A 24,922-nucleotide genomic window follows, 5' to 3' on the forward strand; every position below is an offset into this window, starting at 1 on the left:
GTGCGCGAGGCAAAACCCTTAAAAAAAGGCTCTGACGGGACGATGGCCTTATGACCGGACCAGCCGGGCTGCGCGCCCACCGCGCCGTTTGGCCAGGCGGGGCTTACGGCTGGGCAGCTCTTCCATGATGGCGGCGCGTTCGGTGTTGTCCATCTTCGACCAGCGAGAGATCTCGTCCATGGTGCGGTAGCAGCCGGTGCAGATCCTCTCGGTCGGATGCACCACGCAGATCTGCACGCAGGGGCTTTCGACCTCGTTCCGTTTCCAGATCATGTTCGTCATGCGCGGTCTCCGACCCGTTACAGAAAGCGCAGCCTGTCCAGCGCCCCTTGCAGAATATACCCCGCCGCGACGTGATCGATCACCTGTCCGCGACGTTTTCGTGTCGTATCCGCCTCCAACAGTGCCTTTTCCGCCGCAACCGTGCTAAGGCGTTCATCCCAGAATCCGATTGGAATATCGGTTAGCTGCGACAGGTTGCGCGCAAAGGCGCGGGTGGATTGGCACCGCGGTCCCTCGGACCCGTCCATGTTGCGCGGCAGGCCCAGGACGATCCCGCCGATTTCCCGGTCGGTCGCGATTTCCAAAAGGCGCGCAGAGTCGAGCTTGAATTTCTTGCGCCGCACGGTTTCCAGCGGGCTGGCCACGCCGCGCATCCGGTCCGACACGGCAACGCCGATGGTCTTTTCGCCCAGGTCCAGCCCCATCAGGGCCTGCATCGGGGGCAGGGCGGCGGCAAACTCCTCGAACCCGTCGTGGATCATTGCGCGATCCCAGCCCGGCGGGCGGCCGAGGCGATCATCTCCAGCGCCTCGGGGTTGTCGGCGAACTTGGTCAGCGCCTCGTCGCGGATCGCGCTGGCGCGTTCGGTTTCGCCCAGAACACCCAGCGCCGAGATCAGCCGCGCCCATTCCTGAGGTGAGCCGCCCTCGGTCGCCAGTCTGTCGGATAGCCCGTCAACCATGCCGCGGATCATCTCCTGCCGTTCTTCGGCCGTCATCTCGGCGGCGGCCTCCATGTCGGCCTGGCTGGGGCCGGGGGCCGCCGGAGCGGTCGAAAGATCGGGGGCGTTGAACACGCCGGCGCGCCAGGCCAGATCGTCGATCTGTGCGCGGATCGCCTGCGCCCAAGGTGACTGAGGCGGCGAACTGCGCAGCGTATCCGCCCACACCCGATAGGCCAGATCGGGTCGGCCGATCTGGGCCAGCATCTGCCCCCAGTAATACCGCGCCGGGCCATGGTTGGGGGCGCGTTTCAAGGCTTCGCGCAGGGCGTCCTCGGCCTCGGGCGAGACATAGCCGCCGGCCGCAAGGATCAGCATCTCGGCCAGGTTCGAATAGGCATCCGCAGGGGCATCCGCGCCCGACAGCTCGATGACCTTTTTCTGCGCCTCGTACCCGGCCTTGAAGTTGCCGGCATTGGTTTCATGCTGGGCCAGCAGCATGTGCCCCTGCAGGTCGTCGGGGCGGCTTGCCACTGTTTCGCGCAATTGGTCCAGCAGCTTGGCATAGCTTTCTTCCAGCTGGGGCGGCTCGACCGGGGGGGCGGCCCTCTCGGCTTCGGCTTGGCTGGGGCGGTTTTCGCGCAAGTCGTCGGCCATTTCCAGGCGGGCCGACAGCGGTTGATCGGGGTAACCAGCAGCGCCAAGTTGTCGATACAACGCCAGGGCGCCGCCCACCAGCAGTAGGGCCAAAACCACCGGTGCCGCCACGCGCATCACCCGTGACGGGCCGGATACTGTCGCGGCCGCCTGCATCTGCGCGTCCGCGGCCAGAATGCGGCGCGAGATCTCGGTCCGTACCCGCTCGGCATCGGCCTGGTCGATCACGCCGCGGGCCAAGTCACGGTCCACGCTGGCCAGCTGTTCGCGGTAGACGCGCAGGTCATAGGCCGCCGCCGGTTCTTCCCGGCGGCGTTCCCGCAGCATGCCATAGGCCAAAAAGACCGCGATCAGCAGCGCGAACAAGATGAGCAGAACCCAGAACGTCATGGTCCCTCCGACAATGGTTGCCCTGACTTAGACCTGCTTGCGGTCCGACAAAAGGGACAAAAGGCCGCGAATGGCCTACATGTCGCAATAGTGCGATATTGCGGCGCTGCATGGCAGGGGTATTCTGCCGCTGCACGGCATATCTTCGGCCAAACACGAACCGGACGGATTCGCTCATGAAACACTATTCAGCCTTTGCTGTGGCGCGCGAGGCGCTGCGCTATCACACCGGATGGGAGCGCGCCTGGCGTTCGCCCGAACCCAAGAAGCGCTATGACGTCATCATCATCGGCGCGGGCGGGCACGGCCTGGCGACGGCGTATTACCTGGGCCGGAACTACGGCATCCAGAACGTTGCGGTGATCGAAAAGGGCTGGCTGGGCGGCGGCAATACTGGCCGGAACACGACCATCATCCGCTCGAACTATCTGCAGGACCCGTCGGCGGCGATCTATGAAAAGTCGCGCGGCCTGTACGAGGACCTGAGCCAGGAGCTGAACTACAACATCATGTTCAGCCCGCGCGGCGTGATGATGCTGGCCCAGACCCAGCACGAGGTGCGCGGCTACAAGCGCACGGCGCACGCCAACGCGCTGCAGGGCGTCAAAACCGAGTGGATCGGTCCCGAACGCGTCAAGGAACTGGTGCCGATCATCAACATTGACGGCCCGCGCTATCCGGTTCTGGGCGCGCTGTGGCAGGAACGTGGTGGCACCGCGCGCCACGACGCGGTGGCCTGGGGCTATGCCCGGGCCTGCTCGAACATGGGCATGGACATCATCCAGCAATGCGAGGTCACGGCCATCCGCTCGGCCAACGGCCGCGTCACCGGGGTTGAGACGACCAAGGGCGCCATCGAGTGCGACAAGCTGGGCATCGTAGTGGCGGGTCACTCGGGCCAGCTGGCCGAGATGGCGGGCTTCCGCCTTCCGGTCGAGGCACTGGCCCTGCAGGCGCTGGTGTCCGAGCCGATCAAGCCCTGCATGGACGTGGTGGTGATGGCCAACACCGTGCACGGCTACATGTCGCAATCCGACAAGGGCGAGATGGTGATCGGCGGCGGCACCGACGGGTTCAACAACTACACCCAGCGCGGCAGCTTCCACCATATCGAGGAAACCGTCCGCGCCCTGGTCGAGACCTTCCCGATGATCTCGCGCCTCAAGATGCTGCGCCAGTGGGGTGGCATCGTGGACATGACCGGCGACCGTTCGCCCATCCTGTCCAAGACTCCGCTGGGCGGCTGTTTCATCAATTGCGGTTGGGGCACCGGCGGGTTCAAGGCCATCCCGGGCTCAGGCTGGGGTATGGCGCAGCTGATGGCCACCGGGCATTCCCCGCTGACCGAGGCCTTCTCGCTGGACCGGTTCAAAGAGGGCCGTTTCATCGACGAAAGCGTTGCCGCCGGGGTCGCGCATTGATGGACATCCAATCCCTTCCCACCGCCATACCAGACCGGCCGCGCCGCAGCCGGCTTGCGCTGCTTGACTTTCTGCTGGCGTGTTTCGACGCGCAGTCCGACAGCGTTCAGGTGGTGCAGGTCGGGGCCAATGACGGCAAGCTGGATGATCCCATATTGCCGTACTGGTCGAAACCGCATTGGAAAGGTGTCCTGATCGAGCCGCACCCGCTGTATTTTTCGGCCCTTGCGTCGCTGCATGCGGCCAATCCGAACGTTAAGCTGGTCAATGCCGCTGTATCGCAGGTTGCGGGCAGCATCACGCTGTATCACCTCGACGAGGCCTATTCCGGTGCCTATCCGGGCTGGTTGCGCGGCTGCGCTTCGCTGGACCGTGGCCGGATGGTGGCCGCAATCGACCGCGCCAACCGCAAGACGGGGGCGGACGTACCCCATTCGGCCGTGGCCGAGACAACCGTCGCCGCGCGGCGGCTGGACGACATTCTGGCCGAAACGGGTGTTTCCGCCGCCGATATCCTCGTGATCGACGTCGAAGGGCACGAACGCTCTGTCCTCGACAGCTTTGATCCCGCACGCCTGGGGCTGTCGCTGGCCATCGTTGAATGCAACGCCGGCGACCCGGCCGAACAGGATGCGATCGTCTCGGCCCTGAACGCGGCCGGGCTGGTCGCATATCGGCTGGCCAACGACATCGTCGCCCTGCGTCCGGGCCGCGTGACCATCCCGATCGAGGCGATGTTCCACTTCAACAACCTTGTTCCGCTGACCGTCCAAGAAACGGTCGAACTGAATCCATGACCAAAGGTGTTTTGACCCGATGCTGATCCTGACCTGCCCCTATTGCGGCGTCGACGCCGAAGAGACCGAACTGACCGCCGGCGGCGAAGCGCATCTGAAACGCTTCGGTCCCGGCTCGTCGGATGACGAGTTCCACGACTATCTGTTCATGCGCGAAAACCCCAAGGGCGTACATTTCGAACGCTGGCGCCACAGCAACGGCTGCGGCAAGTGGTTCCACGCCGCTCGGTGCACTGCCACGCTCGAGGTGTTCGGCACCTATTCGGCCCAGGTCACCGAGCCGCCCCAGGAGATCCGCGATGCGATCTCGGTCAAACGCCCGGGCTGGAGTTGGAGAGAGTTCTCCTGATGCCCCGCCCATTCAAGAATATTCCCGCCGGAGGCACCATGCCCTCTATCCGCGAAAGGTCCGAAACATGAGCACCCGTCTCGCCAAGCAAGGCCGGCTGATCGACCGGTCGAAACCGGTCACCTTCACTTTCAACGGTACTGCGATGCAGGGCTATCAGGGCGATACGCTGGCGTCGGCCCTGCTGGCCAACGATCAGATGATGGTCGGCCGGTCGTTCAAATACCACCGTCCGCGCGGTGTCGTGGCCAGCGGTGCCGAGGAGCCCAACGCGCTGGTCGGTCTGGGGCAGGGCAACCGTTTCGAACCGAACCAGCGCGCCACCACGACCGAGCTGTTCAATGGCCTGACCGCGATCTCGCAGAACCACTGGCCCAGCCTGGAATACGACATCGGCGCGGTGAACACGGCGCTGGCGCGGTTCCTGCCGGCAGGGTTCTACTACAAGACGTTCATCCACCCCAAACCGTTCTGGAAACATGTGTACGAGCCGTTCATCCGCCAGTCGGCCGGTCTGGGCAAGGCGCCCGACAAGGACAGCCGCGACTCGGATACGTATGAACACTTTTATGCCTTCACTGACATTTTGGTGATCGGCGGCGGTGTTGCAGGCCTGCAGGCGGCCAAAGCCGCGGCGCAATCGGGCGCCAAGGTCATGCTGATCGAACAGACCGCCCATTGGGGTGGCCGCGCGCCTGTCGATGGGGGCACAGTCAACGACGAGCCTGTGGATAAGTTCGTGGAACAATTGGTTTCCGAACTCGAAACAATGAGCAATGTCACCCTGCGGTCGCGCTGCATGGGGGCCGGGGTCTATGATCACGGTTACGTGCTGGGATACGAGCGTCTGACCGATCACAAACCGGGCACCCAAGGCCCGCGCCATCGTCTGTGGCGCATCCGCGCCAAGCAGGTCGTTACGGCGACCGGCGCGATCGAGCGCCCGCTGTCCTTTGCCGGCAATGACGTGCCGGGGGTGATGCTGGCCTCGGCCATGCGCGACTATGTGGTCAACTGGGGCGTGACCCCGGGCGAGCGCGTGATCGTCGCCACCAACAATGACGACGCCTACCGCACCGCGATCATCCTGAAACAGGCGGGTGTGGATGTGTTACGCGTCGTCGATGCCCGTCCCTCGGCCGGGCCGCTGGCGGACGAGGCGCGCAGCCTCGGCATCCGGGTCGACCCCGGCAAGGCCATCGCCAAAGTCAAGGGTGGCAAGCGGGTCAAGAAGGTCGCGATCTGCAACCAGGAAGGCATCGGCGGTGCTCGGGAAGAGGTCGAATGCGATGCGGTCGCCATGTCGGGCGGCTGGTCTCCGGTGGTGCACCTGTGGTCCCATTGCGGCGGCAAGCTGATCTGGGACGAAGCCAACGCCCATTTCCGCCCCGACCCCGACCGTCCGCCACTGGGCGCCAACGGCGAAGGCTTTGTCGTGCCGGCGGGGTCGGCCAACGGGCCGCTGGCGTTGGGCGAGGTCCTGGCCGATGCCCACGCCGCGGGCAAGGCTGCGGCCAAGGCAGCCGGGTTCAAGCCGAAGAACACCAAGGCACCGCAGGGCGAGGCCGAGACCGAAGCGCCCATGCAAGCCGTCTGGCTGATGCCTGCCAAGGCCGAGGTGCAGCTGCGCATGAAGTCGTGGCTGGACTTCCAGAACGACGTGAAAGTCTCGGACGTACAACTGGCTGCGCGCGAAGGCTATGAGAGCGTCGAACACACCAAGCGTTATACCACGCTGGGCATGGCGACGGATCAGGGTAAGTTGAGCAATATCAATGGCCTGGCGATCCTTGCTGATGCGTTGGAATCCGAGATTCCCAAGGTCGGTACCACCACTTTTCGCCCGCCCTATACGCCCATCTCGATGGGAGCCATCGCGGGTGAGGCGCGCGGCGAGGTTTTCCAGCCGATCCGCCGCACGCCGATGCATGACTGGCATGACCGGAATGGCGCGGATTGGGAGCCGGTGGGCCAGTGGCGGCGCCCCTACGCCTATGTGCGCCCCGGAGAAACCGTGCATGACGCCGTGAACCGCGAGGTCAAGAATACGCGCGAGAACCTCGGCCTGCTGGATGCCTCGACCCTGGGCAAGCTGATCGTCAAGGGGCCGGACGCGGGTAAGTTTCTGGACATGATGTACACCAACATGATGTCCACGCTGAAGGTCGGCAAATGCCGCTATGGCCTGATGTGCTCGGAAAACGGTTTCCTGATCGACGACGGCGTCGTGGCCCGGATCGACGAGGACACGTGGCTGTGCCACACAACTACCGGCGGGGCTGAGCGCATCCATGCCCACATGGAGGAGTGGCTGCAGACCGAGTGGTGGGACTGGCAGGTCTATGTCGCCAACGTGACCGAGCAATACGCTCAGATCGCCGTGGTGGGCCCCAACGCCCGCAAGGTGCTGGAGAAGCTCGGCGGCATGGATGTCAGCAAAGAGGCGCTGCCCTTCATGGAGTGGCGCGACGGCCAGATCGGCGGCTTCGACTGCCGCGCCTACCGCATCTCGTTCTCGGGCGAGCTGTCCTATGAAATCGCGGTGCCCGCCAGCCAGGGTCAGGCCTTCTGGGATGCCCTGATGGAGGCCGGGAAAGAGTTCGGCGTGATGCCCTATGGCACTGAATGTCTGCACATTCTGCGCGCCGAGAAGGGCTTCATCATGATCGGGGACGAGACCGACGGCACCGTGATCCCGCAGGACCTGGGGCTGCACTGGGCGATCTCGAAAAAGAAAGAGGATTTCCTGGGCAAGCGCGCGCAGGAACGCTCTCACATGACCGACCCGGACCGCTGGAAACTGGTGGGTCTCGAGACTGTGGATGGATCGGTTCTGCCCGACGGTGCCTATGCGGTGGGCGAGGGCGTGAATGCCAACGGTCAGCGCAACGTGATCGGGCGCGTCACCTCGACCTATTACTCGGCCAACCTGGGCCGCGGCATCGCCATGGGGCTGGTCAAGAACGGGCCGAACCGCATGGGAGAGGTGATCGAGTTCCCGGGCACCGACGACAAAATCTACAAGGCAAAGATCGTGGACCCTGTGTTCTACGACAAGGACGGGGAGAAGCAGAATGTCTGAACCCATCAGCGCACTGAACCACGCAAGCTATGACGGCATCGCCCGGATCGAGGAATGCGGCCTGCAGGGGATGGTCACCCTACGCGGCGACCTGTCCGACAAGGTCGTGATCAAGGCGGTCAAGGACGCCACCGGCCAGAAGATGCCCGGCCAGCGTGAGGCTTTCGTCGATGGTGAAACAGGTGTCTGCTGGATGTCGCCGGACGAACTGCTGGTGCTTGTTCCCTACGCCGAGGTCGAGGCCAAACTGGCGGCCATGAAGGGCGCGCTGAGCGGCGTTCACGCGATGGCGGTCAACGTCTCGGACGCGCGGGCGGTGTTCCGGGTCTCGGGCGCCTCGGCGCGCGAGGTGCTGGCCAAGGTGGCGCCCGTCGATCTGTCGCGGGATGCGTTCCAGCCCGGCCAGATCCGACGCACGCGACTGGCGCAGGTGGCCGGCGCCTTCTGGATGGATGGCGAGGATGACTTCCGCGTGGTCTGCTTCCGCTCGGTAGCAGATTACGTCTTCAATCTGCTCAAGGTTGCGGCGCAGCCCGGCAGCGAAGTCGGGATCTACTGACCAAGGCGGCGGGGGCTCTGCCCCCGTCGCGTTCTGCGCGACTCCCCCGGAGTATTTTCGAAAAGATGAAGATGCCGGTCAGCCGGTGAACAGGAAGCTGCGGAAGCGGTCCTGCGCGTCCGTGGCTGCGAGGTCGGCGGGGTGGCCGGCTTCGTCAAGGCAGATGTCGTAGAAGGACAAGGCTTCGCCGAGGCGGGCCATGGCCGCGGCGCGATCTGCGGCGGGCAGGGACGGCGCGTGGGTGGACAGGTAGAGCGCAGGGCGGTGTTCGCGCAACCAGTCGATCAACGTGGGCAGCACGGCGAACTCCGCGCCTTCTATATCCATCTTGACCAGCGACACACCGGAAAGGTCAGTGGCGGAGGCAAACTGATCCCATGCGATGGTCAGGGCATCGGTTCCATGCGCGCCGTCATGCAGCAGCGAGCTGGTGGAGTCGCCCGGCTCTCCGCGCATCGAGGCCATGCGGGCCACGCCGAACCTGTCGGACAGCGCCACGCCAAAGGCGGAGACGTTGGTGATGTCGTTCAGGTTGAGGTTCCAAGCCAGGTGGCGATAGGCGGTCGGGTCGGGTTCGAAGCACCAGACATGGCGCGCCTTACGGGCACCATAGAGAACGGTCGGGCCGATCCATGCGCCGATGTCCAGATAGTCGCGGTCTGGCGAAAGGTGGCGGTCGAGCACCGCGAATGTCTCGGGCTCCCAGTTCCCGGCCGAGGCCTTGCGCCAGAATTTCGAATGATAGGGATCCAGCCGGAAGGCTTCGCCATTCAGCTGACCCGCGTAATATCCTCGGGCGCGGTAGAACATCTTGCGCGCTTTGGTCAGCATCGCCCTGCCTCCGGGTTCATTGTTTTGTCCTGTCGGCCCTTGACCTCAACTGGCTGCCAAAGCATGTAAACGTGGGAACGCAACACATATTTTGACAGGGGGCCAAGATGGCTTTTGAACTTCCAGACCTTCCTTATGCACATGACGCGCTGGCATCCAAGGGCATGTCGGCCGAAACGCTGGAATATCACCACGACCTGCACCACAAAGCCTATGTCGACAACGGCAACAAGCTGATCGCCGGCACCGAGTGGGAAGGCAAGTCGCTGGAGGAGATCATCGTCGGCACCTACCAGACCGGCGCGGTGGCCCAGAATGGCATCTTCAACAACATCAGCCAGCTGTGGAACCACAACCAGTTCTGGGAAATGATGGGGCCGGGCGAGTCCAAGATGCCGGGCGAGCTGGAAAAGGCTCTGATCGAGAACTTCGGCTCGGTTGACGAGTTCAAGTCGCAGTTTGCTGCCGCCGGTGCCGGTCAGTTCGGCTCGGGCTGGGCATGGCTGGTCAAGAATGCCGACGGTTCGCTGGCCGTCACCAAGACCGAGAACGGCGTGAACCCGCTGTGTTTCGGGCAGACCGCGCTGCTGGGCTGCGACGTGTGGGAGCACTCGTATTACATCGACTTCCGCAACAAGCGCCCCGCTTACCTGGACAACTTCCTCAACAACCTGGTGAACTGGGAAAACGTCGCCTCGCGCATGTGACGGCACGGCCCGGAACGTCCGGATCACGGCCCGCCAGCCTGAACGCTGGCGGGCTTTTCGTTGTGTTCCGGTAGTGGCCGGACAAGTTTGGCCCTTTGGCGTTGCAAGTCACTTTTTGATACATAAGTGGAATATTGCACGGTCCGCGACGGTCGCGGACCCAGGCATTCGGATCGACAGGAGGACGAAATGGTGAAGCTGGTACCTGGAACCTGGGTTGTGATCGCGGATGGCGAAAAAGCCTTGTTCACCGAGAACACCGCCGCAGGCTGGGAGCCGAAGCTGAAGGTCTTGTCGGTCGAGCAGCAGGATCCCGACGCGGTGCAGCCCCGTCCGAACGACCGGCCTGGGCGCCGGGCCGACGGTGGGCCGAACCAGAAGTCGGCCGTTGAAGAAGACACTTGGCGCACCCACGCTCGCGCGTTGTTCGCGCAGGACTTGGCCGATCTGCTGAACCGCGAAGGGCACAAGGGCGCCTTTTCGCATCTGGTGCTGATCGCAAGCCCTCAGGTTCTGGGGCTGCTGCGCCGCAGTCTGCATGACGGTGTTCAGACAAAGATCGTGGCCGAGATCGACAAGACCCTGACCAATCATCCGCTGGGGAAGATCGAGAAAGTGCTGGCCGATCACACGCCCTGAGCTTCAGGCCAGCATCTGGCGCAGCGCCGCCATGGCCGAGGGCGCATCGTCGACCCAAGTGATGAACCGCGCTAAGGAACCGTCTGCAAAGCCCTGGTCGATCACTTGATCCAGTAGGCTGTGCAGATTGTCCCAGTACCCTTCGACATTCATCACGAGAATGGGCTTGTCATGCAGGCCCAGTTGGCGCCAGGTCAGGGCCTCGAACAGCTCGTCCAAAGACCCCGGTCCGCCGGGCAGCACCACCACCGCGTCCGCGTTCATGATCATCACCTTCTTGCGTTCGTGCATGGTTTCGGTGACCACGAAACGTGTCAGGTCGGTCTTGCCGACCTCGCGGCGCAGCAGGTGCACCGGAATCACGCCGAATGTGTCGCCTCCGGCGGCCTGCGCGGCGCGGGCAACCTCGCCCATCAGGCCCACGTCGCCCGCACCATAGACCAGCCGCCAGCCTTCGCGGGCCAGAAGTGTGCCAAAGCTCCGGGCCTGTTGGGAATAGGCGGGGCGGGCGCCATTGCGTGACCCGCAGTACACACAGACGGATTTCTGGGGCATGGAAAGGCGACTCCGGGGTTGTGTCAGAGGTTTTGACCCGTGATAGCGGGATTGATAGATTGGCTCAACCGCCCGCAGGAATGCTTTTCAGACAAAGCGGTTGCGCGGCAGAGTGAAAGGGGAAACATGGACGCCAAATCGGGAAGCGGACGGTCAGGATCCTTCATCCTGGGGGTTCTGGCCGGTGTTCTGGCGATCCTGGTTGCTGCCGGGCTTTATCTTTTGGGTGTGTTCTCTGGGTCTTCGCCGTCGGCGCCCGAAGACGCCTCGGTTTCGACGGAGGAACAGTCCCAGCAGGCCGGAGCCGTGCAGCCGAAGCCGCTGACCGAAACGCCGCAGAAACAGGACGAGGACGCAGTCGCCGTCGTACCGTCAGAGGCCGACGAAACGACGCCCGACGATACGCGGGTCGAAGCACCTGTCAAAAGCGCGGAACAGGCGGACGCGACCGAAACCGCATCCGAAAACGAGAACACGCAGGTTGAGTTGCCCCACCCCGTGCTGGACCAGATCTTCGTTGAACCCGATGGCACCGCCCTGCTGTCCGGCTCGGCCCAGCCCGGCAGCCGGGTTCGGATCCTGCTGGACGGGGCGCCGGTGCACAGTTTCACCGTCGATGGCAGCGGACAGTTTGCCGAATTCGTAGCCATTCCCTTCAGCGAGACCGCGCGCGGCCTGGTACTGGAAACCACCGATGGTGACCGAACGGCGCGGTCGGACGACTATCTGATCGCGGCCCTGCCAAAACCGGCAGAGGCGGCCCCGGTCGGCGACGATATCGCCAGCGCCGATGGCTCGACCACCAGCGAAACCGAAGAGCACCCGGTCCCCGCTGCGACGGGTGCGACCCAGACCGAGGACACGACCGCCGAGGCAGCCCAGCCTGCGGATCAGGCCCCCGAGGCACCGCCTGCGGTGACGCCCGAAGATGCCGACGAAGAGCGGCAGGTTGCGGTTCTGCGCTCGGGGGAAGAGGGGGTATCGGTGGTGCAATCGCCTTCGGTCCGAAGTCAGGCGCCCGATCAGGTTGCCTTGGATACGATCGGTTATTCCGAACTGGGCGACGTTCAATTGACGGGCCGCGTCGCCGAGGGTGCCGCGGTGCGACTGTACCTGAACAACCGCCTGGTCGCCGATATCACGCCAGAGCAGGACGGCGATTGGCGCGGCCAGATCGAGGGGATCGATCCCGGCCTATATACCCTGCGCGTCGACGAGGTGGACACGGACGGCACGGTGCTTAGCCGCGTGGAAACTCCATTCAAGCGCGAGCCGGTCGAAGCTCTGCGCGCGGCAGGTGCGCAAGGGCCGGAAGCCGGTGTCGAACCGTCGGCTCCGATCCGGTCCGTCACGGTGCAAAAGGGCGATACCCTGTGGGCGATCTCGCGCGAGCGGTTTGGCGATGGGATACTGTACGTGCGCCTGGTCGAGGCCAACCGCGACCTGATCCGCGACCCGGATCTGATTTACCCGGGGCAGGTCTTCACCATTCCCTAATAAAGGCGTAGGTCTGGTGCCGGCCGGGGCTTTCCCGGCCGCAACCGTGTTTAAGTAGCCACATGAGAAGACTTGCGCCGATGCATTCCGATGACCTGCCACAGATGGACGAACGCAAGTCCGGATGGATAACCATCCGCAAGGTCGCTCCCTATCTGTGGCCGGCGGACGAGCCCTGGGTCAAGCGGCGCGTGGTGTTGGCCATGGCCATGCTGGTGCTGGCCAAGCTGATCGCGGTCTATACGCCGATCCTGTACAAGGGCGCGGTCGATGCCTTGGCGGGCGAGGGTGTGCCGCCGCTGGCGCTGGGCGCCGTTGGGCTGACCGTGGCCTATGGTATGGCGCGGATGATGACCGTGGGGTTTCAGCAGTTGCGCGATGCGCTGTTCGCGCCGGTGGGGCAACGCGCTCTGCGGGCTCTGGCGCTGGAAACCTTCCAGCACATCCACCAGCTGTCGATGCGCTACCATGTGACCCGCCGGACGGGCGGCCTCAGCCGGATCATCGAGCGCGGGGTCAAGGGGGTGGAGTTCCTGCTGCGCTTCCTGCTGTTTTCGATCGGCCCGCTGATCCTTGAACTGCTGCTGGTGGCGGTGGTTTTGATGTGGCTGTTCGACGTCTGGTATCTGGTCGTGGTGGCTGTCACCATCGCGCTGTACATCTGGTTCACCTTCACGGTCACCGAATGGCGCGTGAAGCTGCGGCGCGAGATGAATGACCAGGACACCGAGGCCAACCAGCGCGCCATCGACAGCCTGCTGAATTTCGAAACCGTCAAGTATTTCAACGCCGAGCGGCGCGAAGCTGAACGATATGACGTGTCGATGAAGGCCTATGCGCAGGCCGCGTTGAAAACGGCATATTCGCTGGCCTTCCTGAATTTCGGACAGTCCTTCCTGATCACCTGTGGGTTGATCGGGGTGATGGTTCTGGCCGCGATCGGCGTTCAGAACGGGTCGCTAACTGTGGGCGATTTCGTGATGGTCAACGCCTACATGATCCAGATCACCGTGCCGCTGAATTTTCTGGGCACCGTCTACCGCGAGATCCGTCAGGCCCTCGTCGACATGGGCCAGATGTTTCAGCTGCTGGAGCAGCCGGCCGAAGTGGTGGACAGGCCAGACGCCAAGCCCCTGCAAATCACCGAAGGCCGGGTCGAACTGGACCATGTGCATTTTGGCTATGACCCGGACCGCGAGATCCTGCGCGGCGTCTCTCTGGTGGTGCCGGGGGGGCAGACCGTGGCTATCGTGGGCGCGACCGGCTCGGGCAAATCCACCATCGGGCGCCTGCTGTTCCGGTTTTATGACGTGACCCAAGGCGCGTTGCGGATCGACGGGCAGGATGTGCGCGACGTGACGCAGGAAAGCCTGCACGCCGCCATCGGCGTGGTGCCGCAGGACACGGTGCTGTTCAACGACACGATCCGGTACAACATCGCCTATGGCCGCGAGGGGGCCTCGCAGGCCGAGATCGAAGCCGCCGCACAGGCCGCCCAGATCCACGAATTCATCACCTCGCTGCCCGAGGGGTACGATACCAAGGTGGGTGAGCGTGGCCTGAAGCTGTCAGGCGGCGAGAAACAGCGCGTGGGCATTGCGCGGACGCTGTTGAAGAACCCTCCGATCTTGCTGTTGGACGAGGCCACGAGCGCGCTGGATACCGACACCGAGCAGGACATCAAGGATGCCCTGGCCCGCGCAGGCGAGGGGCGCACGGTGATCACCATCGCCCACCGCCTGAGCACGATTGCCGAGGCCGACCAGATCGTTGTTCTGGAAAAGGGCGAGATCATCGAGCAGGGCACCCACGACGAACTGTTGCGCCGTGAAGGGCGTTATGCCCAGCTGTGGAACCGCCAGCAATCGGATACTCAAGCGGCCTGAAACCCCTGCGGTTATGGATTAAACGAAAACGGGCCGGCAGAACCGGCCCGTTTCCTGTGTTACTCTGCCGCTTTCAGCGGATGCCCCGGTGTGTCGCCCGGGTTTTGCTCGGCATCTGCATCGGCACCCTCATCCTCGGTCCAGACGATTTCCGTCGCCTGCATCCGGCGGGCCGTGTCTCCGATCGCCATGTCCTGCGCGATCTGGCTGGATCGGCCGGCGGTCACGCGGGCCAACAGCTTGCCCAGCCATATGGCATAGGTGGTCACCCACACCCGCAACGCCAGGAACGAGGGCGTCACGATCAGTGTCAGAACCGTGGCGATACCCAAGCCGAACACCACCGCCGTCGCCAGCTGTTTCCACCACAACGCGGTGGGGCTGTCGATCGAATAGCCGCCATTGATGAAGTCCAGCGACAGGCCGAACATCATCGGTGTCAGGCCGGCCATCGTGGTCAACGTGGTCAGCAGAACCGGACGAATCCGCGCCTCGGCCGTGCGCACGATGGCGTCGATCCGGGGCATGTAGCGGCTGTATTCCTGGTAGGTGTCGATCAGAACGATGTTGTTGTTCACCACGATCCCCGCCAGCGCCACGATGCCCGTCCCGGTCATGATGATCGAGAAGGGTTGTTGCATCACCATCATCCCGATCAGCACGCCGGTGGTGGACAGAACCACCGCCAGCAGCACCAGCACCGAGTTGTAGAACGAGTTGAACTGTGCCAGCAGGATCACGAACATCAGACCCAGCGCGGCCAGGAAGGCGCTGGATAGGAAGGCCTGGCTTTCGGCCTGGTCTTCCTGATCTCCGGTCCATTCCCAGGTGATCGTGTTGGCAAAGGGCTGAGTGTCCAGCCACTCGGTCAGTACCGCGATCCGTTCGTTCGGGTTGATCAGCGTCAGGCGGGCGTCGCCGTCATCAATGGCGGTCTGCACCTCCTGCAAGGTGTCCGCGCCGGTCAACTGAACCAGAGAATAGGCTGTACCATTGGCACCGTTGATTGTCGCACTTTCAGGTTCCGAGCCTTCGGTCACTTCGCGTACAACGGCCAGTCGCTGTTCTCCGTCCGGGGTGTCGATCACCACTTTGCTCAGACCGGACTCCACGTCGGCCTTGACGTCGTAATAGCGCTCTTGATCCACCCGATTGATCTGGGCCAGCTTTGCCACCGGTTTGCGGGTGATGAAGTTCGACAAAGGCACCAGCCCGTCCGGAGTACGCACCTTGAGCGTATCCAACGTGGACAGGACCCGATCCTGATCGGGCAGACGCACGCGGATCTCGATCTCTTCATCCACGCTTTCGGGGCGCATTTCGCCCAGCAGGATGCCACGGGTCACCAACTGCACCATCGCTCCGACGGTGGCCACGTCGGCACCGAACCGGCCGGCCTTGGCCACGTCGACGTCGATCTGCCAGTCGATGCCGGGCAGGGGCAGGGTGTCCTCGATCTTGATCAGGCCCGGGGTGTTTTCGAACATTTTGCGCGCGGTCAGCGTCGCGCTGGTCAGGTCATCCCAGTCGTCGCCCTTGATCCGCAGGTGCACGGGCTTGGCCGAGGCCGGACCCTGTTCCAGAGGCAGGATCTCGACCACGAAACCCGGCAGCTTGGCCAGTTCGGCGTTCAACTGGTCGATCACGAAATCGCCGTCATACTCGGGCGCGACGGTGTGCTTCTCGAACAATCCGCCTGCGACAGGTTCTGACACGTTCGGGCGATCCTCCCACGGGATGATCTCGAACTGCACGCGGCCCACCGTGTCCGCCGGAGCCTGCGCCCCGCCGGTGTTCTGGTTCAGGCCGCCTTCACCGGCGAACGAGAACACGTTGATCACCGCCGGATGCTGGCTGATCACCTGTTCTGCTTCGAAGACCAGCGCGTCCTTTTCGGCCAGCGACAGGTTGCCCCGTGCGCGGACATAGGCGGTGGCCTGTTCCGGCTCGCTTTCGACGAAGAATTCGACACCGCGGTTGTTCTGGCCGTACATGGTCATCACTGTCATCACCGCGAATCCTACTGCCACGATCGAGACGATGGGCATGATCGGATTGCCGACAAGAAACTTGATGACATAACCAAAGGGCGTATGTTCCTTGGCCGTTTGCACGCGCTCATCCGGCTTGCGCTCGATCCGGGCCGCGCTGAGCGTGACCGATCCGGCAAAGGCGCCGAACAGGAATAGCACCACGCCCAGCAAGAACCCACCGCCTGCGCCTTCCGGCAACAGATACGTGGGATTCAGCAACTGCATCGCGCCCAGGAAGATCATGTAGACCGCCGGCGGCACCATGATGGCACGCACCCACCAGGGCGTCCGCGCGCGCAGCCAGTTCGAGCTGCGGTCGAACACGCGGCTCAACCGGCCAGATACACCGCCCATCACCGGCAGATAGATCAGCGCCACGATCAGCGAGGCCGACAGAACGAAGATCAGCGTGACCGGCAGCATCCCCATGAACTCGCCCGGAATGCCGGGCCAGAACAGCATGGGCAGAAAGGCGCACAGCGTCGTCGCGGTGGACGAAACGATGGGCCAGAACATCCGCTGCGCGGCCTCGACATAGGCGTGCATGGGGCCGACACCCTCGGCGATGCGCTTGTCGGCATATTCCACCACCACGATCGCGCCATCGACCAACATCCCCACGGCCAGGATCAGGCCGAACATCACGATGTTCGAGATGCTGACCCCCATGATCGCCAGGAAGGCAAAGCACAAGAGGAACGAGGTCGGAATCGCGAAGCCCACCAGCAGCGCCGCCCGGGTACCCAAAGAAGCCAGAACCACGATCATCACCAGTGCGATGGCCGTCAGGACCGAGCCTTCCAGCTGGCTGACCATCGAACCCACGATGCGGCTCTGGTCGTTCGACGTGCCGACATCCACCGCCGCCTGCAACTCGGGGGGCCATTTCGTTTCGGCCTTGGCGACGGTTTCCTTCACTTGGGCCACGGTGTCGATCAGGTTGAAGCCTTTGCGCTTGACCACCTGCAGCGCCACGGTCGGTTCGCCGTTGAACCGGGCGGTCCCTTCGCGGTCTTCGAAGGTGTAGTTGATCTCGGCCAGTTCGCCCAGGGTCACGACCCGGTCGCCATTGACCTTTATCGGCAGGCCGTAGACGTCTTCGGGCGTCTTGAACGACGACGGGATCTTGACCGAAAACGCACCTTGTTCGGTTTCGACCTCGCCGGCGGCGATGAGCTGGTTGTTGTTCCGTACCACGTTGATCAGCTCTGCTGCGGTGACGTTGTACGCCTCGAGCCGCAGCGGATCGATGATCACTTCCAGCATCTCGTCCCGGTTGCCCGCGATCCCGGCCTCGAGCACGGAATCCAACGCTTCGAGGTCATCCTGCAGATCTTTCGCGATGCGCGCCATGGTGCGTTCGGGTACCGGGCCCGACAGGTTGACGATGACGATCGGGAATTCCGAGAAGTTGATCTCGGTCAGCGTGTATTGCTCGGCGCCTTCGGGGAACTTGGCCTGGGCGCTGTTCATCGCGTCGCGCACGTCTGCGGTGATGGCGGTCTTGTCCCAACCAAAGTCGAACTCGAGCGCGATCCCGGCGTAACCTTCGGCGGCGGTGGCGGTCATTTCCTTCAGGCCGTCCAGATCCGCAAGCTCGGTTTCCATCGGCTTGATCAGCAGGTTTTCACTGTCCTCGGCCGATATGCCGGGAAACTGCACCGACACGAACAAGGCGGGAATCTCGATGTCCGGCTCGCCCTCTTTGGGCAGGCCGACATAGGCATAGCCGCCGATGATCAGCGAGATTGCGATGAACGCCAGAACCATGCGGGCCCGATCGGCGGCCCAGGAGACGATACCGGTCATTGCGACGCATCCCGATAGGTCGGCTCGACGGCAACGCCGGCGGTCACGAATTCCTGGCCGACCACGATGACGTCGGCGGTTTCAGGCAGTCCGCCCACCCAAACCCCGTCGGCGCTGTCGCGCAGCAGGCGGATGGGCAGGAAGTTCACGATGTTGCCCGATCCGACGGTGCGCACGCCCAATTGACCCTCGTTGTTGAGGGTCAGCGCCGATTGCGGCAGCAGATGCGCCTTTGCACCTTCGGCGGCGATCTGGATGCTGGCGGTCTGCCCGTCGCGGATCAGCAGTTCGGGGTTGGGCACGGTGATTTCCACCTCGAAGGTGCGGGTGGTCTCGTCGGCGGACCTGCTGAGGAAGGTCACGCGGCCCTCGACCTGCAGGCCGGTCACCAGCTGCGCCTGCGCCGGGGCGCCGACCGTGATGCGGTTGACCGAGGTTTCGGGGACGAACCCGACCAGCTTGATCGGGTCCAGCTGGATCACGGTCGCGCACAGCGATCCGGGCTGCATCAGACTGCCCAGCTCGGCGGCGTCGCTTTCCAGCAGGCCCCGGAACGGGGCCTTGATCGTCAGGCGGTCCACCTCAAGCTGGGCCGCGTCCACCGAGGCTTCGGCCCCCTCGATGCTGGCTTGGGTCGATTTCAGTTGTGCCTCGGCCGATTTAACTCCGGCCAGGGCGGCGGCCATTTCTGCTTCGGCGGAAATCTTGCGGGTTTCCGATCCAAATCCGGTCTCGGACAGTTTGCGGGCGGCGCGCAGATTGATTTCAGCCTCGGCGACGCGCGCAGTGGCCTCTTGCAACTTGGCCTCGGCCTCGGGGATGCGGCTTTGCGCCTCGGCCAGGGCGGCCTTGGCCTGCTCCAGTTGGGCCGGGCGCGGGCCGGGATCAAGCTGGCACATAACGTCGCCGGGCTCGACGAAGGCGCCCTTGCGCATCGGTTCCGAGATCACGGTCGACGTGGTTTCGGCCAGGACCTGCACCTGGCGGTTGGCCTTGGTCTGGCCACGCAGCAGAACGGCGCTGTCGATCTCGCGGGCGGTCGAGCGCAGGGCCACGACCCGAATGGCCTTGGTCGGGGCGGTTTCAACGGCCTCGGCCGAGGCCTCGGTCTGAGTGGCCGGACCTTCGCGGCCGGCAAAGGCAAACAGGGCATCGCGTTCAAATACCAGAAAATACAACGCTACTATGACCAGAACGGCGTTGATCAGGGATATCAACCGCATGCCGTGTCTCTCCTTGAAATTGGGGCCTTAAATCCACAAACGTGTGGCAAGAGATGGGGTGGACCGGGCCACTTGTCCATACTGAACTGAATAGTTCGGTTCAATTTCTTTCGCAAGAGGGGCCGCACGCCATGCATTTGTGCATTTGTGCCACTTGGCTTGATGGTGGCGGCGGGGTATGACATGTCGCCAGACAGATGACGAAATCCCCCGGGGGCAGGAATGAGCGACGTCGACAGTTTCATTGATGAAGTCACCGAAGAGGTGCGCCGCGACAGGCTTTACATGCTGTTGCGCCGGTGGGGCTGGGTCGGCGTGGCCTTGGTGGTGCTGATCGTCGGGGGCGCCGCCTTCAACGAATACCGCAAGGCCCGCAGCACCGCTCAGGCCCAGGATCTGGGCGACGCGATTGTGGCGGCGATGGTTCAGAACGAACCCGCGGACCGCGCGGCGACGCTCGAGGGGATCGAGGCCCATGCGCCCGGCGGCGACGCGGTGGTGAACTTCCTTCTGTCGGCCTCGCGGGCCGAGGCGGGGTCGGTTCCCCAAGCGGTCGAGCGTCTGAACGCCATCGCCGTACAGGGTGACCTGCCAGAGATCTATCGCGCGATCGCTAGCTTCAAGGCGCTGTTGCTGCAGGCCGATACCTTGCCGGCGGCGGATCGGCGTCAGCAGTTCGAGGCGCTGGCCGTGCCGGGCGCGCCTTTGCGCCTGCTGGCCCAAGAGCAGCTGGCCCTGATCGACGTCGCCGAGGGTGACGTACAGGCCGCGCTGGACCGGCTGCAGGCTTTGCGCCAGGATGCCGAGGCCGGAACCGAAATCCGGCAGCGGGCCGGGCAACTGATCGTTGCACTGGGCGGCACGCCCGAACCGGTCGTGGCTCAACAGGGTTGAGGCGCGACAGCCAGCACGCAACGCAAGACAGGCGAGTACCGATTTCCATGTCAAAACCACTTATTTCCCGCGTTGGCTTGACGGTTGCGGCAATCGCCCTGACTGCTTTGAGTGCCTGCGAAGAGCCCGAAGTCATCCTGCCCGGAGAGCGCGAAGACATCCGCCCGTCCCAGGATCTTGAAACCGTCCAGCGCAGCGGGGCCAAACCGATCAGCCTGCCTGCATCGCAGCGCAACACTGCTTGGGCGCAAAGCCCCGGCACCCAGTCCTTCCGCACCACGAATGCGGCGCTGTCGGCCACACCTCAGCGTGTCTGGTCCGTCGATATCGGCAAAGGTGATGGGCGCAAGCAGCGTATCACAGCCGAGCCGGTGGTGGCGGGCGGCCTGATCTACACGTTGGATTCCGGTGCGACGGTCTCAGCGGTGTCCCCGCAGGGGCAGGTGGCGTGGAGCACCAACCTGGTACCGCCGACCGAGCGGGACGATCAGGCCACCGGTGGCGGTCTGGCCCATGCCGACGGCGTTCTGTACGTCTCGTCGGGCTTTGGCCGGCTGACGGCGCTTGACACCAAGACGGGCGCGATCCGCTGGCAGCAGAAACTGGACGCGACCGGCAGCGGCGCACCGCTGGTGTCCGGCGGTCTGCTGTATCTGGTCGCCGGAGACCAGACCGGCTGGGCCATCGACATAAAGGACGGGCGCGTTCTGTGGCAGATCGAGGGCATCCCCAGCGTTGGCAACGTTTTGGGGGCGCCGGCGCCGGTGCTGGCCTCGGAATTCGCGGTCTTTGCCTTCGGGTCCGGCGACGTCGCCGCGGCCTTCCGCAAGGGCGGCATCCGCCGCTGGAACAGCTCGGTCGCCGGTGGGCGGCGCGGGCGCGCCGCGGCGCAGATCCTGGATGTGACCGGCGGGCCGATCGTGGCAGGAAACACGATCTATATCGGCAACCATTCCGGCCGCACCGTCGCGCTCGAGGCCGAATCCGGCGAGCGCAAGTGGACGGCTTTCGAGGGCGCGGTCGATACCGTCTGGCCGGCCGGCAACAGCGTGTTCCTGATCAGCGACCGCAGCCAACTGGTGCGGCTCGATGCCGCCGACGGTTCGGTGATCTGGGCCGTTGATCTTCCGGGCTTCGTCAAGGACAAGCCCGGCAAGCGTGGCCCGATCTACGCGCATTACGGCCCGATCATGGCCGGCAGTCGGATCGTCGTCGCTTCGAATGACGGGTATTTGCGGTTCTTCAATCCGGTGGACGGTGCCCTGGTGCACCAGGTCGAGGTGCCGGGCGGCGCCACCACGACCCCGGTCGTTGCCGGGCAGACCCTCTATGTGGTTTCGACCAAGGGGCAACTGCACGCTTTCCGTTGACGGCAAGATGCGCTAAAGGGCGCGTCTGAGTCTTGAAAGTTGAGTATCATGTCTTTGACCCTCGCCATCGTGGGGCGCCCCAATGTGGGCAAATCCACCCTGTTCAACCGCCTTGTGGGCAAGCGCCTTGCGCTGGTCGATGACCAGCCCGGCGTCACCCGCGACCTCCGCGAGGGCGAGGGGCGGCTGGGCGACCTGCGCTTTACCGTGATCGACACCGCGGGGCTGGAGGACGCCACTGACGACAGCCTTCAGGGCCGGATGCGGCGCCTGACCGAACGCGCGGTGGATATGGCCGATGTCTGCCTGTTCATGATCGACGCGCGCACGGGCGTCACCCCCACCGACGAGCTGTTCGCCGAGATCCTGCGCAAACGCTCAAAGCACGTGATCCTGGCGGCCAACAAGGCCGAGGGCGCGGCGGCCGATGCTGGCGTGCTCGAGGCCTATGGCCTTGGACTGGGCGAGCCGATCCGTTTGTCGGGGGAACATGGCGAGGGCATGACCGACCTCTACGCTGCGTTGATGCCTTTGGCCGACGCTATGGAGGAAAAGCAGGCCGAGGAGGCCCCCGATACCGACGTTGATCTGGACGAGGCCGGAGAGACCGAGGGCGAGACCCCCGCGATCACCGCCGCGAAGCCTCTGCAAGTGGCCGTGGTCGGCCGACCCAATGCGGGCAAGTCTACGTTGATCAACAAGATCTTGGGCGAAGACCGTCTGCTGACCGGCCCCGAGGCCGGGATCACCCGCGATGCAATCAGCCTGCGCATCGACTGGAACGGCACGCCCATGCGCATCTTTGACACTGCAGGAATGCGCAAGAAGGCCAAAGTTCAGGAAAAGCTGGAAAAGCTGTCGGTCTCGGACGGGCTGCGCGCCGTCAAATTCGCCGAGGTCGTCGTGGTGCTGCTGGACGCCGCGATCCCGTTCGAACAGCAGGATTTGCGCATCGCCGACCTGGCCGAGCGCGAGGGCCGCGCCGTGGTGGTCGCGGTCAACAAGTGGGACGTCGAAGAGCACAAGCAGGAAAAGCTGCGCGAGCTCAAGGAGGCCTTCGAGCGCCTGCTACCGCAACTGCGCGGCGCGCCGCTGGTGACGGTCTCGGCCAAGACCGGGCGCGGGCTGGACCGCCTGCACGACGCGATCCTGCGCGCCCATGATGTCTGGAACCGCCGCATTCCGACCGCGGCCCTGAACCGCTGGCTGACGGCGATGCTGGAACAGCACCCGCCGCCCGCCCCGCAGGGTCGCCGGATCAAGCTGCGTTACATGACCCAGGCCAAGACCCGCCCGCCGGGGTTCGTGGTGATGTGCTCGCACCCCGACAAGATGCCGGCCAGCTATACGCGCTATCTGGTCAACGGCCTGCGCGATGATTTCGACATGCCCGGCACCCCGATCCGTCTGACCCTGCGCGGCCAGGGGGACAAGAACCCGTACAAGGGCCGGCGAAAGAAAAATGCCGGCGCGCTGGCCAAACATCTCAAGGGCAGGGCGTAACCGCGCCAATTTTATGCATTTTCAGGTGTGGGACGTGACAGGCCCCACACATCGCGCTAGCATTTGCTGGTGCGCACCCATTTCGCGTGCAGCTTGTGCGCGGGACTCGCGTGCTTGTTTTCGAAGGAACTATTGAACCGGACCATCGTGGGGAGCGGGCTGGATGGATCTGAGAGAGTACACAAGGCAATATGCGGTGCAGGACAATCGGCTTGCTGCACTGAGTTACTTTGGAACCTTTGCGGTTTATTTCGCGTCGCTGGCGCTGGCGATCGCCCATGTCGACCGCTGGTACATCCTGATCCCGGCCGGGGTGGTGTTCGCGTTTTCCGCCGTTCGGCTGTACGTGCTGCAGCACGACTGCGGGCATCATTCTCTGTTTGAAACCCGACGGCAGAACGAATGGGCCGGCCATGTCCTGTCGCCGTTCACCTTTGCGCCGTTCGAGGTGATGAAACAGAACCACAATCTGCACCATGCGGGCATCGGCAATCTGGAACATCGCGAAACCGGTGAGATCCACACCATGACCCTGCGCGAATGGAACGCGGCCGACTGGAAGACGCGGCTGTTTTATCGTCTGTACCGAAACCCGTTCATCCTCGTGCCGGTCGGGGCGTTGTTCACCTATTTCATCCGCTATCGCTGGCCCAAGAACACGATGCGGTTCGGGGTGCGCGGCGTGCTGCTGCACAACCTGTCGATCGTGGTGTTCCTCGGGTTGCTTTACTGGATTGCCGGGCTGACCGGCATTCTGGTCTGGCTGGTGTTTTCACTGTTGGGCGGCATGCTGGGCGTGTTCCTGGTGTATCTGCAGCACAATTTCGAGGATACCTACTGGGATCGCCGCCCGGATCTGGATCCGCAGCTTGCGGCGCTGCAGGGGTCGTCGGCGCTGGATTTCGGATGGTGGTTCGACATGGCGGTGGCTTGCATCACCTTGCACGACATCCACCACTTCAACGCGCGCATCCCGTCCTATCGGTTGCGAGCCTGCCACTACAACCTGCCGGAGGAATACACGCCGCGCCGGATCAAGTTCCCCGAGGCCCTGGCCGCGCTGAACCTGAAACTTTGGGACGAAGATGCAAAGCGTTTGGTTCCATTCCCAAAAAAGAACAACTCGGGCAGCTTCGCACCCGTCAATTGATATTCGGGCCGCAGATGCCATCCGTTGGGCGTAGTGTTTGGCATGGCGCGCGGACTGGATCGCTGCCCTCGAACTTGAAAGGACATTTGAATGACAGCAGTGACGAACGTGCGTGGTGTGGGCAAGGCTTTGGGTCAGGAGCTGTCACGTCAGGGAATCAAGACCGCGCAGGACCTTGCCAGCGCTGATCCTGAAAACCTGATCGCTGTTCCGCGTATCGGCAAACGGCGCGCGCAAGCACTGATCTTGGCTGCAAACCAAGCGGTTTCAGATGGCGCAACGCCCGCCAAGCCAAACGCCCGAACAACAACCAAGCCGAGGCCGAACTCGGGCCGCGCGGTTTCAGGCAAGTCACAGGCACCGACGCAAGTCGCTGAAGACGACGCCGAGAAAGCCGCCGCGGACGCCAAGGCCCGCAAGAAAGCCAAGGCCAAGGCCAAAGCCGAGAAAGCCGCCAAAAAGAAGAAGGAGATGGAGGCGGCAATCCAGAAAGCCAAAGAAAAGATCAAGTCCAAGACAAAAAAGGACAAGAAGTCGAAGAAAGACGGCAAGGCGTCAAAAAAGGACGGTAAGTCCAAGAAATCCAAGAAAGAAAAGAAAAAGGCGAAGAAGAAATAACTTCTCCGC

The 24,922-nt window shown here is 63.7% G+C and carries 21 protein-coding genes; 14 read left to right on the plus strand and 7 right to left on the minus strand.

The features are described 5' to 3' along the window. Positions 1 to 48: 48 nt before the first annotated feature. Genes AC2FM3_RS09945 through ccmI form a run of 3 tightly spaced genes read right to left on the minus strand, consistent with a single transcriptional unit; the run spans position 49 to position 1,990 of the window. Positions 49 to 282 carry a DUF1289 domain-containing protein gene (locus AC2FM3_RS09945; protein WP_496681213.1) on the minus strand — a complete coding sequence of 78 codons (234 nt, stop codon included), beginning with the start codon at positions 280 to 282 and terminating at the stop codon, positions 49 to 51. 17 nt (positions 283 to 299) lie between these two features. After that, positions 300 to 764, minus strand: a complete 465-nt coding sequence (gene ruvX / locus AC2FM3_RS09950) for a Holliday junction resolvase RuvX (protein WP_149774785.1) — start codon at positions 762 to 764, stop codon at positions 300 to 302. Beyond that, positions 761 to 1,990 (minus strand): c-type cytochrome biogenesis protein CcmI, encoded by a 1,230-nt coding sequence (gene ccmI, locus AC2FM3_RS09955; RefSeq protein WP_496681215.1) that lies wholly within the window; start codon positions 1,988 to 1,990, stop codon positions 761 to 763. Before ccmI ends, ruvX begins: the two co-directional genes overlap by 4 nt. Positions 1,991 to 2,166: 176 nt before the next feature. Here ccmI and AC2FM3_RS09960 point away from each other — a divergent pair, with 176 nt between their 5' ends. From AC2FM3_RS09960 to AC2FM3_RS09980, 5 genes are all read left to right on the plus strand, one after another. Beyond that, positions 2,167 to 3,411 carry a sarcosine oxidase subunit beta family protein gene (locus AC2FM3_RS09960; RefSeq protein WP_490360667.1) on the plus strand — a complete coding sequence of 415 codons (1,245 nt, stop codon included), beginning with the start codon at positions 2,167 to 2,169 and terminating at the stop codon, positions 3,409 to 3,411. Continuing rightward, positions 3,411 to 4,208 (plus strand): FkbM family methyltransferase, encoded by a 798-nt coding sequence (locus AC2FM3_RS09965; protein ID WP_496681218.1) that lies wholly within the window; start codon positions 3,411 to 3,413, stop codon positions 4,206 to 4,208. The genes AC2FM3_RS09960 and AC2FM3_RS09965 overlap by 1 nt, the downstream gene beginning before the upstream one ends. A gap of 19 nt (positions 4,209 to 4,227) precedes the next feature. After that, a complete protein-coding gene (locus AC2FM3_RS09970) occupies positions 4,228 to 4,557 on the plus strand; it encodes a sarcosine oxidase subunit delta (RefSeq protein WP_496681220.1) in 330 nt (109 codons plus the stop codon). A gap of 67 nt (positions 4,558 to 4,624) precedes the next feature. Continuing rightward, complete coding sequence (locus AC2FM3_RS09975) at positions 4,625 to 7,639, plus strand: sarcosine oxidase subunit alpha family protein (RefSeq protein ID WP_496681223.1); 3,015 nt, start codon at positions 4,625 to 4,627, stop codon at positions 7,637 to 7,639. Continuing rightward, complete coding sequence (locus tag AC2FM3_RS09980; protein WP_496681226.1) at positions 7,632 to 8,198, plus strand: sarcosine oxidase subunit gamma; 567 nt, start codon at positions 7,632 to 7,634, stop codon at positions 8,196 to 8,198. The genes AC2FM3_RS09975 and AC2FM3_RS09980 overlap by 8 nt, the downstream gene beginning before the upstream one ends. 78 nt (positions 8,199 to 8,276) lie before the next feature. On the opposite strand, the gene AC2FM3_RS09985 is transcribed toward AC2FM3_RS09980, so the two are convergent. Beyond that, a complete protein-coding gene (locus AC2FM3_RS09985; protein ID WP_496681228.1) occupies positions 8,277 to 9,029 on the minus strand; it encodes an FkbM family methyltransferase in 753 nt (250 codons plus the stop codon). Between the two features lie 107 nt (positions 9,030 to 9,136). On the opposite strand from AC2FM3_RS09985, the gene AC2FM3_RS09990 reads away from it, so the two are divergent. Together AC2FM3_RS09990 and AC2FM3_RS09995 are read left to right on the plus strand one after the other, a co-directional pair. After that, on the plus strand, positions 9,137 to 9,736 hold the full coding sequence (locus tag AC2FM3_RS09990; RefSeq protein WP_496681230.1) for a superoxide dismutase: 600 nt from the start codon (positions 9,137 to 9,139) through the stop codon (positions 9,734 to 9,736). A 189-nt stretch (positions 9,737 to 9,925) separates the two neighbouring features. Then, positions 9,926 to 10,375 carry a baeRF12 domain-containing protein gene (locus AC2FM3_RS09995; protein WP_496681233.1) on the plus strand — a complete coding sequence of 150 codons (450 nt, stop codon included), beginning with the start codon at positions 9,926 to 9,928 and terminating at the stop codon, positions 10,373 to 10,375. A gap of 3 nt (positions 10,376 to 10,378) precedes the next feature. On the opposite strand, the gene AC2FM3_RS10000 is transcribed toward AC2FM3_RS09995, so the two are convergent. Continuing rightward, complete coding sequence (locus AC2FM3_RS10000; protein ID WP_496681236.1) at positions 10,379 to 10,930, minus strand: LOG family protein; 552 nt, start codon at positions 10,928 to 10,930, stop codon at positions 10,379 to 10,381. A gap of 126 nt (positions 10,931 to 11,056) precedes the next feature. Here AC2FM3_RS10000 and AC2FM3_RS10005 point away from each other — a divergent pair, with 126 nt between their 5' ends. Both AC2FM3_RS10005 and AC2FM3_RS10010 read left to right on the plus strand, forming a co-directional pair. Then, the gene (locus tag AC2FM3_RS10005) at positions 11,057 to 12,427 is read left to right on the plus strand and encodes a LysM peptidoglycan-binding domain-containing protein (RefSeq protein ID WP_496681238.1); all 1,371 of its coding nucleotides are present in this window, start codon (positions 11,057 to 11,059) and stop codon (positions 12,425 to 12,427) included. A gap of 80 nt (positions 12,428 to 12,507) precedes the next feature. Beyond that, positions 12,508 to 14,313, plus strand: a complete 1,806-nt coding sequence (locus tag AC2FM3_RS10010) for an ABCB family ABC transporter ATP-binding protein/permease (RefSeq protein WP_496681322.1) — start codon at positions 12,508 to 12,510, stop codon at positions 14,311 to 14,313. Between the two features lie 59 nt (positions 14,314 to 14,372). Here AC2FM3_RS10010 and AC2FM3_RS10015 read toward each other — a convergent pair whose 3' ends face one another. After that, positions 14,373 to 18,155, minus strand: a complete 3,783-nt coding sequence (locus AC2FM3_RS10015; protein WP_496681240.1) for an efflux RND transporter permease subunit — start codon at positions 18,153 to 18,155, stop codon at positions 14,373 to 14,375. Further along, a complete protein-coding gene (locus tag AC2FM3_RS10020) occupies positions 18,152 to 19,378 on the minus strand; it encodes an efflux RND transporter periplasmic adaptor subunit (protein ID WP_496681242.1) in 1,227 nt (408 codons plus the stop codon). The genes AC2FM3_RS10015 and AC2FM3_RS10020 overlap by 4 nt, the downstream gene beginning before the upstream one ends. A 222-nt stretch (positions 19,379 to 19,600) precedes the next feature. Here AC2FM3_RS10020 and AC2FM3_RS10025 point away from each other — a divergent pair, with 222 nt between their 5' ends. From AC2FM3_RS10025 to AC2FM3_RS10045, 5 genes are all read left to right on the plus strand, one after another. Next, positions 19,601 to 20,272 (plus strand): hypothetical protein, encoded by a 672-nt coding sequence (locus AC2FM3_RS10025; protein ID WP_496681244.1) that lies wholly within the window; start codon positions 19,601 to 19,603, stop codon positions 20,270 to 20,272. A 47-nt stretch (positions 20,273 to 20,319) separates the two neighbouring features. Next, a complete protein-coding gene (locus tag AC2FM3_RS10030; RefSeq protein ID WP_496681245.1) occupies positions 20,320 to 21,642 on the plus strand; it encodes a PQQ-like beta-propeller repeat protein in 1,323 nt (440 codons plus the stop codon). A 48-nt stretch (positions 21,643 to 21,690) separates the two neighbouring features. Beyond that, entirely contained in the window at positions 21,691 to 23,145 is a 1,455-nt protein-coding gene (gene der / locus AC2FM3_RS10035) for a ribosome biogenesis GTPase Der (protein WP_496681247.1), read from the plus strand. Between the two features lie 163 nt (positions 23,146 to 23,308). Beyond that, positions 23,309 to 24,295 (plus strand): fatty acid desaturase, encoded by a 987-nt coding sequence (locus tag AC2FM3_RS10040; protein ID WP_496681249.1) that lies wholly within the window; start codon positions 23,309 to 23,311, stop codon positions 24,293 to 24,295. 108 nt (positions 24,296 to 24,403) lie between these two features. After that, entirely contained in the window at positions 24,404 to 24,913 is a 510-nt protein-coding gene (locus AC2FM3_RS10045) for a helix-hairpin-helix domain-containing protein (RefSeq protein ID WP_496681250.1), read from the plus strand. The last annotated feature ends 9 nt before the right edge of the window (positions 24,914 to 24,922 follow it).

The organism is Ruegeria sp. BHSB172, assembly GCF_059613165.1.

Excerpts from the sequence above, each read along its gene's own strand:
- AC2FM3_RS09995 (WP_496681233.1), top strand. The coding sequence starts at position 9,926 with ATGGTGAAGCTGGTACCTGGAACCTGGGTTGTGATCGCGGATGGCGAA.
- AC2FM3_RS09980 (WP_496681226.1), top strand. The coding sequence starts at position 7,632 with ATGTCTGAACCCATCAGCGCACTGAACCACGCAAGCTATGACGGCATC.
- AC2FM3_RS09970 (WP_496681220.1), top strand. The coding sequence starts at position 4,228 with ATGCTGATCCTGACCTGCCCCTATTGCGGCGTCGACGCCGAAGAGACC.
- ccmI (WP_496681215.1), bottom strand. The coding sequence starts at position 1,990 with ATGACGTTCTGGGTTCTGCTCATCTTGTTCGCGCTGCTGATCGCGGTC.
- AC2FM3_RS09975 (WP_496681223.1), top strand. The coding sequence starts at position 4,625 with ATGAGCACCCGTCTCGCCAAGCAAGGCCGGCTGATCGACCGGTCGAAA.
- AC2FM3_RS10015 (WP_496681240.1), bottom strand. The coding sequence starts at position 18,155 with ATGACCGGTATCGTCTCCTGGGCCGCCGATCGGGCCCGCATGGTTCTG.
- der (WP_496681247.1), top strand. The coding sequence starts at position 21,691 with ATGTCTTTGACCCTCGCCATCGTGGGGCGCCCCAATGTGGGCAAATCC.
- AC2FM3_RS09945 (WP_496681213.1), bottom strand. The coding sequence starts at position 282 with ATGACGAACATGATCTGGAAACGGAACGAGGTCGAAAGCCCCTGCGTG.
- AC2FM3_RS10040 (WP_496681249.1), top strand. The coding sequence starts at position 23,309 with ATGGATCTGAGAGAGTACACAAGGCAATATGCGGTGCAGGACAATCGG.
- AC2FM3_RS09965 (WP_496681218.1), top strand. The coding sequence starts at position 3,411 with ATGGACATCCAATCCCTTCCCACCGCCATACCAGACCGGCCGCGCCGC.
- AC2FM3_RS10000 (WP_496681236.1), bottom strand. The coding sequence starts at position 10,930 with ATGCCCCAGAAATCCGTCTGTGTGTACTGCGGGTCACGCAATGGCGCC.
- AC2FM3_RS10030 (WP_496681245.1), top strand. The coding sequence starts at position 20,320 with ATGTCAAAACCACTTATTTCCCGCGTTGGCTTGACGGTTGCGGCAATC.
- ruvX (WP_149774785.1), bottom strand. The coding sequence starts at position 764 with ATGATCCACGACGGGTTCGAGGAGTTTGCCGCCGCCCTGCCCCCGATG.
- AC2FM3_RS10025 (WP_496681244.1), top strand. The coding sequence starts at position 19,601 with ATGAGCGACGTCGACAGTTTCATTGATGAAGTCACCGAAGAGGTGCGC.
- AC2FM3_RS09985 (WP_496681228.1), bottom strand. The coding sequence starts at position 9,029 with ATGCTGACCAAAGCGCGCAAGATGTTCTACCGCGCCCGAGGATATTAC.
- AC2FM3_RS10010 (WP_496681322.1), top strand. The coding sequence starts at position 12,508 with ATGCATTCCGATGACCTGCCACAGATGGACGAACGCAAGTCCGGATGG.
- AC2FM3_RS09990 (WP_496681230.1), top strand. The coding sequence starts at position 9,137 with ATGGCTTTTGAACTTCCAGACCTTCCTTATGCACATGACGCGCTGGCA.
- AC2FM3_RS10005 (WP_496681238.1), top strand. The coding sequence starts at position 11,057 with ATGGACGCCAAATCGGGAAGCGGACGGTCAGGATCCTTCATCCTGGGG.
- AC2FM3_RS09960 (WP_490360667.1), top strand. The coding sequence starts at position 2,167 with ATGAAACACTATTCAGCCTTTGCTGTGGCGCGCGAGGCGCTGCGCTAT.
- AC2FM3_RS10020 (WP_496681242.1), bottom strand. The coding sequence starts at position 19,378 with ATGCGGTTGATATCCCTGATCAACGCCGTTCTGGTCATAGTAGCGTTG.